This is a genomic window from Achromobacter sp. GbtcB20, assembly GCF_019091095.1.
Classification (GTDB): Bacteria; Pseudomonadota; Gammaproteobacteria; order Burkholderiales; family Burkholderiaceae_B; genus Achromobacter; species Achromobacter mucicolens.
In genome coordinates, this window is sequence record NZ_JAGXJZ010000003.1 from 433,322 (window position 1) to 447,012 (window position 13,691).

At 69.2% G+C, this 13,691-nt stretch carries 13 protein-coding genes; 11 read left to right on the forward strand and 2 right to left on the reverse strand.

The annotated features are described in order from the left end of the window. Genes KVT32_RS07210 through KVT32_RS07255 form a run of 10 tightly spaced genes read left to right on the forward strand, consistent with a single transcriptional unit; the run spans nucleotide 1 to nucleotide 10,812 of the window. On the forward strand, nucleotides 1–972 hold the full coding sequence (locus KVT32_RS07210) for a branched-chain amino acid ABC transporter permease (protein WP_056316460.1): 972 nt from the start codon (nucleotides 1–3) through the stop codon (nucleotides 970–972). Further along, a complete protein-coding gene (locus KVT32_RS07215; RefSeq protein WP_062840874.1) occupies nucleotides 965–1,720 on the forward strand; it encodes an ABC transporter ATP-binding protein in 756 nt (251 codons plus the stop codon). The genes KVT32_RS07210 and KVT32_RS07215 overlap by 8 nt, the downstream gene beginning before the upstream one ends. Next, nucleotides 1,717–2,427, forward strand: coding sequence for an ABC transporter ATP-binding protein (locus KVT32_RS07220; RefSeq protein ID WP_152384147.1), 711 nt, complete (start codon nucleotides 1,717–1,719; stop codon nucleotides 2,425–2,427). Before KVT32_RS07215 ends, KVT32_RS07220 begins: the two co-directional genes overlap by 4 nt. A 2-nt stretch (nucleotides 2,428–2,429) precedes the next feature. Then, nucleotides 2,430–3,698, forward strand: a complete 1,269-nt coding sequence (locus tag KVT32_RS07225; protein WP_062840876.1) for a 3-isopropylmalate dehydratase large subunit — start codon at nucleotides 2,430–2,432, stop codon at nucleotides 3,696–3,698. Then, nucleotides 3,695–4,195 carry a 3-isopropylmalate dehydratase gene (locus tag KVT32_RS07230; RefSeq protein WP_152384148.1) on the forward strand — a complete coding sequence of 167 codons (501 nt, stop codon included), beginning with the start codon at nucleotides 3,695–3,697 and terminating at the stop codon, nucleotides 4,193–4,195. Before KVT32_RS07225 ends, KVT32_RS07230 begins: the two co-directional genes overlap by 4 nt. 10 nt (nucleotides 4,196–4,205) lie before the next feature. Then, entirely contained in the window at nucleotides 4,206–5,876 is a 1,671-nt protein-coding gene (locus tag KVT32_RS07235) for a hydantoinase B/oxoprolinase family protein (protein ID WP_217617903.1), read from the forward strand. Next, a complete protein-coding gene (locus KVT32_RS07240) occupies nucleotides 5,873–7,921 on the forward strand; it encodes a hydantoinase/oxoprolinase family protein (protein WP_217617904.1) in 2,049 nt (682 codons plus the stop codon). The genes KVT32_RS07235 and KVT32_RS07240 overlap by 4 nt, the downstream gene beginning before the upstream one ends. 9 nt (nucleotides 7,922–7,930) lie before the next feature. Continuing rightward, on the forward strand, nucleotides 7,931–8,539 hold the full coding sequence (locus tag KVT32_RS07245) for a cysteine hydrolase family protein (RefSeq protein WP_152384151.1): 609 nt from the start codon (nucleotides 7,931–7,933) through the stop codon (nucleotides 8,537–8,539). Next, nucleotides 8,536–9,939 (forward strand): FAD-dependent oxidoreductase, encoded by a 1,404-nt coding sequence (locus KVT32_RS07250; RefSeq protein ID WP_217617905.1) that lies wholly within the window; start codon nucleotides 8,536–8,538, stop codon nucleotides 9,937–9,939. Before KVT32_RS07245 ends, KVT32_RS07250 begins: the two co-directional genes overlap by 4 nt. A gap of 9 nt (nucleotides 9,940–9,948) precedes the next feature. After that, complete coding sequence (locus KVT32_RS07255) at nucleotides 9,949–10,812, forward strand: oxaloacetate decarboxylase (RefSeq protein WP_217617906.1); 864 nt, start codon at nucleotides 9,949–9,951, stop codon at nucleotides 10,810–10,812. Between the two features lie 69 nt (nucleotides 10,813–10,881). On the opposite strand, the gene KVT32_RS07260 is transcribed toward KVT32_RS07255, so the two are convergent. Continuing rightward, entirely contained in the window at nucleotides 10,882–11,502 is a 621-nt protein-coding gene (locus KVT32_RS07260; RefSeq protein ID WP_152384153.1) for a chorismate lyase, read from the reverse strand. Nucleotides 11,503–11,655: 153 nt separating this feature from the next. Here KVT32_RS07260 and KVT32_RS07265 point away from each other — a divergent pair, with 153 nt between their 5' ends. Next, nucleotides 11,656–12,387, forward strand: a complete 732-nt coding sequence (locus KVT32_RS07265) for a pseudouridine synthase (protein ID WP_217617907.1) — start codon at nucleotides 11,656–11,658, stop codon at nucleotides 12,385–12,387. A gap of 75 nt (nucleotides 12,388–12,462) precedes the next feature. Here the strand turns inward: KVT32_RS07265 and KVT32_RS07270 are convergent, their stop codons facing one another. After that, a complete protein-coding gene (locus KVT32_RS07270; protein WP_152385477.1) occupies nucleotides 12,463–13,374 on the reverse strand; it encodes a LysR family transcriptional regulator in 912 nt (303 codons plus the stop codon). Nucleotides 13,375–13,691: the final 317 nt, after the last annotated feature.

The following is a 13,691-nucleotide window of genomic DNA, read 5'->3' on the forward strand; positions in this document are numbered from 1 at the left end:
ATGAAACGGGATCTTTTCGCTATCGCGCTATTCGGGGTGGTGCTCGTGGCCGTGGCCGCGCTGGCCCAGTCGGGCGTGCTGCTGACGTTCGTGATGATGTCGCTCTACGCGGCGCTGCTGTCGCAGGCCTGGAACATCCTGGGTGGATACGGCGGCCAGCTGTCGTTCGGGCATGCGCTCTTTTTTGGCGTGGGCGCGTACGCGCAGGCGCTGGGCCAGTTGAACCTGGGCCTGAACCCGTGGCTGGTGCTGCCCATGGCGATTGCGCTAGGCGCGCTGGTCGGCGTGGCGGTGGGCGGGCTGACGTTCCGCTACGGGCTCAAGGGCTCGTATTTTGCGCTGGTGACGCTGGCATTCGCTGAAGTCTTTCGCATCCTGGCGCTGTCGGCCTCGTTTACCGGCGGCGGCGTCGGGCTGATGGTGCCGCTGCAGGAAGGCGTGGCCAACATGCAGTTCGGCTCGCGCCGCGGCTACATCTACCTGCTGCTTGCGTTCGTGCTGCTGGCCCTGCTGGTGACCGCGTGGCTGCGCCATTCGCGCTTCGGCGCCTACCTGCAGGCCGTGCGCGACAACGAGGACGCGGCGCGCGCCATCGGCGTGAATCCGCTGCGCGTCAAGCTGGGCGGCATTGCGCTGTCGGCCGCCTTCATGAGCGTGGCCGGCGCCTTCTACGTGCAGGTCTTCCAGTACATCGACCCCGGCATCGCCTTTGGCTCGGCCGTATCGGTGGAGGCGCTGGTGGGCGCCATCGTGGGCGGCATGGGGACCCTGTGGGGACCGCTGCTGGGCGCGGTGACGCTGCATGCGCTGGCCGACCTGACCCGCAACCTCTTCGGCGAGCTGCCGGGCATCAGCATGGTGATCTACGGCGTGGTGCTGATCCTGATCGTGATGTTCATGCCGCGCGGCATCACCGGCGGCGGGCAGTCGCTTGGCCGCCTGTTTGGAATGAAGGAGCGCGCCCGTGTCTGACATCCTGCTTCAAGCGCGCAATTTGTCCATCACGTTCGGCGGCCTGAAGGCCGTGCAGGACGTGAGCCTGGATGTGCGGGAAGGCTCGCTGACCGCGCTGGTCGGCCCCAACGGCGCGGGCAAGACCACGCTGTTCGGCCTGCTGTCGGGTTTTCTGAAGCCCGGGTCGGGTTCGGTGCACTTCGCCGGCCAGGACATCACCGGGCAGGCGCCGCACGAATCCGCGCGGCTCGGTCTGACCCGCACTTTCCAGATCGTGCAGCCATTCGGCGCGCAGACCGTGCGCCAGAACATCGCCGTGGGGGCGCATCTGCGCCTGGCGGACCGCGACGAGGCGCTTGCCGCGGCCGAGGCCGTGGCCGCGCGCGTCAACCTGCAGGCCTCGCTGGATAAGCCCGCCGCGGATCTGACGGTGGCCGGACGCAAGCGCCTGGAGCTGGCGCGCGCGCTGGCCACACGGCCGCGCCTCCTGCTGCTGGACGAGGTGCTGGCGGGCCTGAACCCCAGTGAGATCGACGAGATGATTCCGGTGGTGAAAAAGCTGGTGGACGATGGCGTCACCGTGCTGATGATCGAACACGTGATGCGGGCGGTGATGAGCCTGGCCGAGCATGTGTGGGTGCTGGCGCAGGGCCGCCTGATCGCCTCGGGCACGCCCGGCGAGGTCACGCGCGACCCGAAGGTCGTGGAGGCCTATCTGGGCCACGGCGCGGCGGCGCGGCTTGCCGCGCAGGGAGCGCCGGCATGAGCGCGTTGCTGGAGGTCAAAGGCTTGCGGGCGGGCTACGGGCGCATGGAAGTGCTGCGCGGCGTGGACCTGGACGTGGGCGCGGGCGAGATCGTGGTGCTGCTGGGCAGCAACGGCGCGGGCAAATCCACCCTGAACAACACGGTGTGCGGCCTGTGCCGGCCGTGGGGCGGCACGGTGCGCTTCGAAGGCCAGGACCTGACTGGCCGCCACTACCGTCAGGTGGTGCAGGCGGGCCTGATCCAGGTGCCCGAGGGGCGCCGCGTGTTCCCGAACCTGAGCGTGCGCGAGAACCTGGAACTGGGCTCGTTCACCCGGGCGCGCGCGCGCCGCGCGCAGAACCTGGACAAGGTGCTGGACATTTTTCCGCGGCTGCGCGAACGCCTGGATCAGCTGGCCGGCACGATGTCGGGCGGGGAGCAGCAGATGCTGGCCATCGGCCGCGGCCTCATGGCCGAGCCGCGCCTCCTGATCCTGGACGAACCCTCGCTTGGCCTGTCGCCGCTGATGGTCGAGGAACTGTTCGGCCTCATCAAGCGGTTGCATGGCGACGGACTGGCGATCTTGCTGGTCGAGCAGAACGTGGGCCAGTCTCTCGAAACCGGGCAGCGGGCCTATGTGCTGGAAAACGGCGCCGTGCGCTACAGCGGCAGCTGTCCCGACCTTTTGGCCAGCGACGACGTGCGCCGCGCCTATCTGGGGATGTAATCATGGCCCAGCCTCAAACCCTGGCCCAGAAGCTGATCGCCGCCGCCTGCGGGCGGGAGACGGTGGCCGAAGGCGAAATCGTGACCTGTGCGGTCGACCTGGCGATGTTCCACGATTCCAGCGGCCCCCGGCGCCTGCAGCCCATGTTGCAAGAGCTGGGCGCCACGTTGTGGGACCCGTCCCGCATCGTGCTGGTCATCGACCACTACGTGCCGGAATCGGACGACGAATCGCGCCGCATCGTGCGCATCGCGCGCGATTGGGCCGCGGAGCAGCAACTGCCCAACGTGTATGACTCGGTCGGCATCTGTCACGTGGTGGTGCCGCAGCACGGCCACATCCGCCCCGGCATGTTCTGTGTGGGTGGCGATTCGCATTCGCCGACCGGCGGCGCGTTTGGCGCGTATATGTTCGGCATCGGCAGCACCGAAATGCTGGGCGTGGCGGTCACCGGCCAGATCTGGGTCAAGGTGCCCAAGACGCTGATGATGCACTGGCGCGGCCAGCTGGCGGCCGGCGTCACCGCCAAGGACATGATGCTGCACATGATCGGCCGCTACGGCATGAACGGCGGGCGCTACCAGGCGGTGGAATTCTGCGGCGAGGCCGTGCGCGCGCTGTCCATGCAAGAGCGCATGACGCTGTCGAACATGAGCGCCGAGCTGGGCTCGCAGGTGGGCCTGATCGCCCCGGACGAGACCACCGCGGCCTATCTGCGCGAGGCGGGCGTGACGGCGGACCTGGACCTGGCGCGTTGGCAGAGCGACCCGCAGGCCGACGCCGAATGGCACGAGTTCGATGCCGCGGCGCTGGCCCCGCAGGTCGCCGCGCCGCACAGCCCGGCCAACGCGCGCGGCGTGGACCAATACAACGACGTACCGGTGCAGGTGGCCTACATCGGCGCCTGCACCGGCGCCAAGCTGGACGACCTGCGCGCCGCGGCCAGCGTGCTGCGCGGCCGCCGGCTGGCGGACGGCATGCAACTGATGGTGGCGCCGGCCAGCCGCGTGGATCAGGAACAGGCCGACCGCGAAGGCGTCATGCAGGTGCTGCGCGACGCCGGGGCCCAGGTGCTGGCCACGTCTTGCGGCGCCTGTGCGGGCTATGGCGGGTCCATTCCGGACGGCGCCAGCGTCATTTCCACCACCGCGCGCAATTTCAAGGGGCGCATGGGCTCGGAGACCGCGCAGGTCTACCTGGCGTCGCCCTACACCGTCGCGGCGTCGGCCGTGGCGGGCCGCGTGGCCGATCCCCGGGAGTTCCTGGCATGAACGCAGACACCACGACGCACCGCGTCTGGCGCGTGGGCGCGGACATCGACACCGATGCGCTGGCGCCGGGCGCCTACATGAAATTCGGCATCGACGAGATCGCTCGCCACTGCCTGCAGCGGGTCCGTCCCGAATTCGCCGGCCAGGTCCAGCCCGGCGACGTGCTGGTGGCCGGCCCCAACTTCGGCATCGGCTCGTCGCGCGAGCAGGCGGCCGCGGCGCTCGTGCGCCTGGGCGTGGCCGCCGTGATCGCGCCGTCCTTCAACGGCCTGTATTTCCGCAACGCGTTCAACGTGGGGCTGCTGCTCCTGACGTGCAGCCAGGCCGACACCCTTGCCGAGGGCGAAGGCATCACGTTCGACCCGGCCGCCGGCCGCATCGGCCGTCCCGGCGGTACGCCCGCCGAATTGCACTGCGAGCCCGTGCCCGGCTTCCTGCTTGACATGGTGCAGGCCGGCGGACTGCTGAATCTGCTGAAACAGCGTCAAACCTCTTAGGAACAACATCATGCTTGACCCCGTTACCCTGGCGGTCCTGAAGGGCCACCTGGAACAGATCGCCGACGAAATGGACGCGACGCTGTACCGCAGCGCGTTCAATCCCATCATCGCCGAGGCCCATGACGCCTGCCACGGCATGTACGACGCCGCCACCGGCGCCACGCTGATCCAGGGCAAGTCGGGCCTGCCCGTCTTCGTGGGCGCGATGGCGTTCGCGGTGAAGGCGGCCGCCAAGGCGGCGGCCGACCGTGGCGGCATGGTGGATGGCGACGTGTGGCTGTTCAACGATCCGTACGAAGGCGGCACGCACGCCAACGACTTCAAGCTGGTCAAGCCGGTGTTCCGCGGCGGCAAGCTGTTCTGCTTTCTGGCGTCGGCGGCCCACTGGCATGACGTGGGCGGCGCGGTGCCCGGCAACTACAACCCGGCCGCCACCGAATGCTGGCAGGAAGCGGTGCAGATCCCGCCCGTGCGCATCGTGCGCGCGGGCGTGCTGGACCAGGACGTGCTGGCCATCCTGAAGGCCAACACCCGTCTGCCCGACAGCCTGTGGGGCGATCTGAACGGCCAGCTCGCGGCGCTGGAACTGGGCGCGCGCCGGCTGGACGGTCTGCTGGACGAATACGGCGACGCCACGGTGCTGGAGTCCCTGGACACCCTGCGCGAACGGGCGCGCCGCCTGATGCGCGATCACATCGCCCGCCTGCCGGATGGCGAGTACGCCTTTGAAGACATGCTGGACAACGACGGTGTGCGCGACGCGCCGCTGCGCATCGCGCTCAAGCTCACCATCGCCGGTGACCGCCTGGGGCTGGACTTCACCGGCACGTCGCCGGCCTGCGCGGGTCCGGTCAACATCTCGCGCGCCACCGCCATCGCGGCCTGCTATGTGGCGCTCAAGCACCTGTTCCCGGATGTCCCAGCCAACGCGGGCGTGCTGGACGCGGTGGAGGTGACGCTGCCGGACGGCCTGGTGATCTCGGCCGACCGTCCGCGTCCGGTGGGCGGCTACACCGAGACCATCCTGCGCATGATCGACGTGATCTTCTGCGCGATGGCCCAGGCCGCGCCGGACCGCGCCATGGCGCAGGCCTACGGCACCATCAACGCGCTGTCGATCGCCGGCTACCGCAGCGACGCCGCCCGCAAGGGCCAGCGCTGGGTGATGTTCAGCTTCTTTGGCGGCGGCCACGGCGGGCATTCGGACGGCGACGGCCTGAGCCACGGCAACGCGCCGATCTCCACCGCCACCATTCCGCCGCTGGAAATCCTGGAAGCGGCGTATCCGGTGCGCTTCACGCAATGGGCGCTGCGTCCGGATTCGGCGGGCGATGGCGCGCATCGCGGTGGCCTGGGCGCCATCTATGAAATTGAATTACTGGAAGACAGCGCCGAGGCCTTCATCTTCGGCGAGCGCGGCCGCAGCGCGCCCAAGGGCATCGCGGGCGGCGGCCAGGCCGCGCTCAACGTCTTTCGCTATCAGCAGGACGGCCAGTGGCTGTCCCCGCCCATGAGTTCGAAGATGCTGGGCATCCGGCTGCAGCGCGGCGACCGCGTGCGCCTGGAAACCCCGGGCGGAGGCGGCTATGGCGATCCCGCGCGGCGTGACCCCGCGGCGCGCGAGCACGACCGCAAGATGGGCTATGTGAGCGACATTCAGAAGGAGCAGTCGGCATGAGCGCGGCGCAAGGTTTGGTGGTGGGCGTGGACGTGGGCGGCACGTTCACGGATCTGTTCGTGCTGGACGAGGCGGGCGGCAGCGCCCGCGTGGTCAAGGTGCCGTCGACCCGCGGCGAGGAAGCGCGCGGTTTCATGAACGGCATCGCCCGCGTGGCTGACGGCGCGGGCGACATCGCGACGATCGTGCACGGCACCACCGTGGGCACCAACGCACTGCTGGAGCGCAAGGTCGCGCGCACCGGCATCATCACGACCGAGGGCTTTCGCGACGTGCTGGAAATGCGCCGCCGCGACCGGCCGCAGACCTGGGGCCTGCGCGGCAACTATGAACCCGTCGTGCCGCGCGATCTGCGCCTGGAAGTGCGCGAGCGCGTGCTGGCCGATGGCGCGCTGCACACGCCCGTGGACCTGGACCAGGTCGAGGCTGCAGCGCGCACGCTGCTGGCGCAAGGCTGCGAGGCGGTCTGCGTGTTCTTCGTGAACGCCTACGCCAATCCCGTCAACGAGGCCCAGGCTGCCGCCCGCGTGCGGTCCATCTGGCCCAACGGCAACGTCACCGCCGCCACTGAGGTGCTGCCCGAGATTCGCGAGTTCGAGCGGTGCTCGACGGCGGTGCTGAACGCCGCGCTGCAGCCCGTGGTGGGCAGCTACCTGACGCGCCTGGAATCCGATCTCCAGCAGCACGGCTTCCAGGGCGAACTGCTGGTGGTGCAGAGCAATGGCGGCGTGATGTCGCGCCAGACGGCGTGCGACGTGCCCGTGCGCACGGCCTTGTCGGGGCCGGCGGCCGGCGTCATCGCGTGCGCGGCCATTGCCCGCGCCGCAGGCTTTCCCAATGTGGTCACGGGCGACATGGGCGGCACCTCGTTCGACGTGTCGCTGGTGGCCGAGGGCGAGGCCTCGCTGTCGGCGCAGACCGCCATCGACTTCGGCATGGTCGTGCGCGCGCCGATGATCCAGATCGAAACCATTGGCGCGGGCGGCGGCTCGATCGCCAGCGTCGACGCCGGCGGGCTGCTGCAGGTCGGCCCTGAATCCGCGGGCAGCATTCCCGGCCCGGCCTGCTATGGCCGCGGCAACACCCGGCCCACCGTCACGGACGCCAACGTGCTGCTGGGCCGCATTGCCGCGGACCGCCCGCTGGGCGGCGGTCTTCTGGCCAAGATGGACGTCGACCTGTCGCGCGCCGCCATCGAGGAACACGTGGCGCGTCCGCTGGGACTGGACGTCCATGCGGCCGCGGAAGCCATCCTGACGGTCGCCAACGCCAAGATGGCCGGCGCGATCCGCGTCGTGTCCATCGAGCGCGGCCACGATCCGCGCAAGTTTGCCTACATGCCGTTCGGCGGCGGCGGCGCGCTGCACGTGTGCGCCATGATGAACGAGGTGGACGCCGCCCACGGCATCGTGCCGCGCTATCCGGGCGTGACGTCGGCGCTGGGCTGCGTCATGGCCGACATGCGCCATGACGGCGTGCAGACCCTGAACGTGGCGCTGGACGCGCTGGACGCGGCCGACCTGCTGGCCCGCATCGACGAGCTGGCAGACGCCTGCCAGCAGCGCCTGGATTCGGCGGGCGTGTCGTTCGAGGGCATCCGCGAAAGCATCGAACTGGACATGCTGTACGTGGGCCAGAGCCACACCGTGCGCGTCGAGGTGGGCCGCGCGGACATCAGCCGCGAAGGCATCGCCGCCGCATTCGATCGCGCCTACCAGGCCGCCTTTGGCCGCAGCCTCACCGGCATTGCGGTGCGCATTCTGAACCTGCGCTACGCGCGGATCGGCCAGCGTCCCAAGTTCGATCTGGCCCTCCTGGCGCCCACCAGCACAGCCATGCCTGCGGCGCTGGGCACGCAGGCAGTCTTTCATGCCGGGCAATGGCACGATGCGGTGCGCTACGCGCGCCTGGACCTGCCGGTCGGCGCCGAGGTGGCGGGCCCGGCCATCCTGGAACAGCCCGACACCACCATCTGGATCGAGCCCGGCTTTGCGGGCCGGGTCGATTCTCTGGGCAATCTGCTGATCGCCCGGACTGCATCGTAGGAGCCCGCCATGCACGCCTTCGATCCCCGCACGACCGCGCTGGTCATCATCGACCTGCAGAACGACTTCCTGGCGCCGGGCGGTGCCTACGACCGCGGCGGCGCGGTCAGCCCGCAGGCCAGGGCCTTGCCCGCGCGGGTCGCGCCCGTGGCCCGCGCGCTCAAGGGGCAGGGCGGTTTCGTGGCCGCCAGCCAGTTCACGCTGTGGCCCGATGCGCACGGCGAACCCATGATCTCGCCGCATCTCAAGCAACTGCGCCCGTTCCTGCGCCGTGGCGATTTCGTGGCCGGCTCACCCGGGCAGGCAAACGTGGCCGAGCTGGACGGGCTGGTCGACGTATCGGTCTGGAAGGTCGCGTACTCCGCCTTCTTCAACACGCAGCTCGACTGGGTGCTGCGGCGCGCGGGCATCTCCAGCGTGGTGGTGGCCGGCATCGTCACCAATGGCGGGGTCGCCAGCACGGTGCGCGATGCCCACATGCGCGACTATCACGTGACGGTGCTGGCCGATGGCTGCGCCGCGCCCACGCCTGCCATGCACGAGGCCGCGCTGGCGGACCTGCGCACGGTGGCCGAGGTGGTGTCGTGCCAGGACCTGCTGGACAGGCTGGCATCGTGAGCGCACCCGTCGTCAGGAGGGGCGTGGCGCCGGGCGCCGACGCGATGCACGTGCCGGTGGCCATCATCGGCGCGGGCGCCTGCGGCCTGACCGCCGCGCTGCGTCTGGCCAGCGCCGGCATCGAGACGGTGCTGATCGAACGCGATGCCGTGCCCACCGGATCCACGGCGCTGTCTTCCGGTTTCATTCCCGCGGCAGGCTCTGCCGTGCAGCGCGCCGCAGGCATCGAGGACGACGCGCAGCGCTTTGCCGCCGACATCCAGGCCAAGGCCAACGGCACGGCCTCGCCAGCCCTGGTGGCTGCCTACACCGGCGCGGCCGCCGCCGCCATGGACGCATTGGGCGCGCACGGGCTGCGCTTCGAGGTGCTGGACGGCTTCCTGTATCCGGGACACACGGCGCGGCGCATGCACACGCTGCCCGAGCGCACCGGCGCGGCGCTGGTCGCCGCCCTGGAACGCGCCGCCACTGGGGCAGGCGCCTACCTGCTGACGCGCGCGCTGGCCCGCGAAATCTGGACGGACGACGAAGGCCAAGGCCGCGTGTCGGCGGTGGGCTGCGAACGCCCGGACGGCTCGGTCGACGTGATCGGCTGCGATGTCCTGATCCTGGCCTGCAACGGTTTTGGCGGCAACGCCGCGATGGTGGGCGAGTACCTGCCCGCCATGCGCGAGGCCGTCTACGGCGGCCATGCGGGCAACGACGGCAGCGCCATCCAGTGGGGCACGCAGCTGGGCGCGCGTCTGGCGGACCTGGGCGGCTACCAGGGCCATGGCTCCTGGGCCACGCCACAAGGCGCGCTGATTTCCTGGGCGGTGATGATGGACGGCGGCGTGCAGATCAACCGCGAGGGCCGGCGCTTTCACGACGAGACGCACGGCTATTCCGAGGCCGCGGTCCACGTGCTGGCGCAGCCGGACTCGGTCGCCTGGAACGTCTTCGACGACCGCACGCTTGCGCTGGCGCGCGGGTTTCCGGACTTTGTGCAGGCCGAGCAAGGCCAGGCGCTCAAGACGTGCGCCGGCGTGCCCGAGTTGGCCGCGCTGATCGGCTGCGATCCGCTCGTGCTGGACCAGACGCTGGATGCGGTCCGCCCCGGCGCGCCGGATCCGCTGGGACGCCGCTTTGAACGGACCCTGCAGGAGCCGTACCACGCGGTCAAGGTGACCGGCGCACTCTTTCACACACAAGGCGGATTGGACATCGACGCGCAATGCCGCGTTCTGGACAACGCCGGCCAGGCGCTGCCCAACCTCTTGGCCGCGGGCGGCGCCGCCCGAGGCGTTTCGGGCAACGACGTGTCGGGCTATCTGTCCGGCAACGGCTTGCTCAGCGCGGTTGCGGGCGGCCATATCGCCGCGGCCACGGCGGCGGCGCTGCTCGGGCGCCGCCTGGATTAGGAACCCAAGATGCAAACACAGAATCTGAAAGCGCAATTGGCGGCCGGCACCGTGCTGGCTCCCGGCGTCTACGACGCCTTGTCGGCGCTGATCGCCGAGCAGGCGGGCTTTTCCGCGCTGTACCTGTCGGGCGCGTCGATCGCTTACTCGCGGCTGGGCCGTTCGGACATTGGCCTGACCACGTACACCGAGGTCGAGGACACGCTGGCCCGCATCGCCGAGCGCGTGTCGGCGGCCGTGATCGTGGATGCCGACACGGGATTCGGCAACGCGCTGAACACCCAGCGCACCGTGCGCGGCTTCGAGCGCGCGGGCGCGGCCATGATCCAGCTCGAAGACCAGACCTTTCCCAAGCGCTGCGGCCACCTGGACGGCAAGAGCGTGATTCCCGCTGCCGAGATGTGCGGCAAGCTGCGCGCCGCCGTGGACGCACGCGTCAATGCGTCGACGCTGATCCTGGCGCGCACCGACGCGCTGGCGTCCGAGGGCCTGGAGGCGGCGCTGGACCGCGCAGAATCCTATCTGCAAGCCGGTGCGGACGCGCTCTTCATCGAAGCGCTGCGCACGCCGGAGCAGATGCGCGCGGCCTGCGACCGCTTTGCGGCGCGCGTGCCGCTCTTGGCCAACATGGTGGAGGGCGGCAAGACGCCGGTGCAGGACGCCGGCGCGCTCGCCGCCGTCGGGTTTCGCATCGTGATCTTCCCGGGCGGCACCGCGCGCGCCGTCGCGCATACGCTGCAGGGTTACTACGGCAGCCTGCGCCAGCACGGCACCACGGGGCCGTGGAAGGACAGCATGCTGGACTTCGATGGGCTGAACGACGTCATCGGCACGCCGGAATTGCTGGCGCAGGGGCGGCGGTACGAAGGCTGAACGCTTGCGCAGGGGCGGCGGTACGAAGGCTGAACGCTTGCGCGGGGGCCGCCGGTCAGCGGCCTGGCTTCAGCGCGGCGTGCGCTGGTGCGGCACGAGCGGCGGCACGGGCTGGCCGGCGATCAATTCCCAGAAGTCCGGCAGAAAGCACTCGGCCACCAGCAGCGGCTGGCCCTGGCGCCAGAACACCGAGCGGCGCGCCCAGATCCGGCCGGCCTGCAGCGCGCGGGCTTCGGGCGGCAGCACGTTCGAGGCGGTGGCATGGAACGGCACGGGCGACGCCAGGCGGCGGCACGCAAAGGGTGACCGGATCACCGTGCTGTCGTGATACAGCATGTCGGCGAGCGGCCGGGTCAACAGGCGCCGCATGCCTTGCCAGGCCCCGTGCGAGGCCGTCAGCGGCGTCAGGCTGCGCGCCGGGACGCTGTCCACACCGTTCACGGACATCAATACCTCGCGGATCCACACCGGTGCGCCCGGCGCAATGCGCATCGCACGCGCCTCGTCGGCCGGCGCGCCATCGGCATACTCGGCCAACACCCGCAGACGCACCTGCCCGACCTGGCGCAAGCCGGCGGTAAGTGCGCCCGGCCGGAACAGCCAGTGGCGTTGGGCGGGGGACAGAATGGCCGGGGCTTGCGCCAGCCAGCCAGCGGCGAGAGGGGGGCAATGGGCTGCGGGTTTCGTCATGGCTGCGTATTATGCCAAGCCTCGCGACGCCAAGCCCCGCGGCAAGGCCGTCTGCGTCGCAATGCCGCAGGGCAGGGGCAAGGGCAAGGGCAGCGTAGCCAGCCCAAGGGCAAGGGCAAGGGCAGGGTAGCCGGCCCGCATACAATACCGCCCATGGAAAAAGTACGTATCTCCAAGCTCATGTCCGAGCGCGGACTCTGTTCCCGCCGCGAGGCGGACAGCTATATCGAGCGCGGCTGGGTCCGCGTCGACGGCGTCGTCGTGTCCGAATTGGGCGCGCGCGCCTATCCCGACCAGGTCATCACGCTGGAACGCGCCGCGCACGCGCGCCAGACCTCCCGCGTCACCATCCTGATCAACAAGCCCGTGGGCTATGTGTCCGGCCAGGCCGAAAAAGGCTACACGCCCGCCGTGGCGCTGATCGATTCACGCTCGCGCTTTGCCGGCGACCGCGCCCCGCAGCGCTTCGAACGCGCCCACCTCGACGGCCTGGCCGTCGCTGGCCGCCTGGACATCGATTCGCAAGGGCTGCTCGTCCTGACGCAGGACGGCCGCGTCGCCAAGCAACTGATTGGCGAAGACTCCACCATCGACAAGGAATATCTGGTGCGTGTGCAGGGCGAGCTCTCCGACAACGGGTTGGCCTTGCTGAACCACGGCCAGTCGCTGGACGGCAAGCCGCTCAAGCGCGCCCAGGTGCGCTGGCAGAACCACGACCAACTGCGTTTCGTGCTGCGGGAAGGCAAGAAACGCCAGATCCGCCGCATGTGCGAAATGGTGGGCTTGAAAGTGATCGGCCTCAAACGCGTGCGCATCGGCCGTGTTGCGCTGGGCGACCTGCCGCTGGGCCAATGGCGCTATTTGCGCGACGACGAGTCCTTCTGACACTCGCTCCCTGATTAGTCACCCGTCCCGACATCTGCTGTCGGCGTACTAAGGATTTTTCAGTCTGTTTCGGCCTTAGCCGCGTTTCATGAAAGCAGGCGTATCCTTCGCTTGCCAGTGGCTGCCCAGCCGCTCCATCAGGAACTCGATGAAGATCCGGGTCTTGGCGGGCAGCAGGCGCGTCTCGGTGACGGCGTGGACCGGAAACGGGCCAAGCTGCCAGTCGGGCAGCACGCGCTGCAACTGGCCGGACTGCTGTTCCGCCAACTGACCTCCCACCAGCACCGCAATGCCCGCGCCCAGCATGGCCAGGCGGCGGGCCATGGCGACGCCGTTGACGGAAAACCGGTTGCCCGGCGTGAACTCGATGTGCTGTTCGCCGTTGGTGAGCGGCCAGCGCGTCACGCGGCCGGCGCCTTCCGCGCGGAACTCAATGCACTCGTGCCGGGTCAAGTCGCTGGGATGCTTCGGTTCGCCGTGCTTCTCCAGGTATTCGCGCGAGGCATACAGGTAGGCAGGCAGCATGCCCAGCAATCTTGCAATCTGGGTCGAGTCGGGCAGGTCGCCGATTTCGATCGACACGTCGCAGGTCTGGAACACGCGCGATGCGTGGTCCGGGTTCGCGAGGTCCAGGAAAAACGTCACATCGGGATAGCGCCGGGAAAACTCCATGAACGATTCAGCCAGGAAGTCCGTGCCGAAGTCCGCGGGCATGTTCACCCGCAGCGGCCCGGCCGGCGTGTCCACCAGCTTCTGCAGTTCTTCATGGGCGATCTGCGCCTCGGCCACGATGCGCTGGCAGCGTTCGAAATACAACCGCCCGGCGTCGGTCAGTTCCACCTTGCGCGTGGTGCGGCTCAGCAGCCGCAGCCCCACGGACCGCTCCAATTCGGCCACCTGGCGAGACAAGGTCGACTTTGGCACGCCCAGCGAAGCCGCGGCGCGGCTAAAACTGTTTGTCTTGGCGACCTCGACGAAGAGTTCCATTCCCTGTAGGCGTTTCATGACCGAATTTTGTCACAGTGCGGATCGGACAATTGTCCCATAAATGGAATGATGTTTTCTCTTCATGCCCCTTTGTTTCTAAAGCGGGATAACTCAGAATGCGAGTTCTGCAATGCAGCAATGCGATAAACGTCCAGCCTTGCGTGTTCCACGCGAATCCACCCAGGTCGAACGCCGCGGACCGCGCCAAGACGGTCTGACGGGCTGATGTTCTTCGCAGAATCGCCCCAGGCAAACCGGCTCCTTCAGGGCCAACCGGCACGCGGCGTTTGCGCGGCGCGGGGCTACCTTTATTGAAA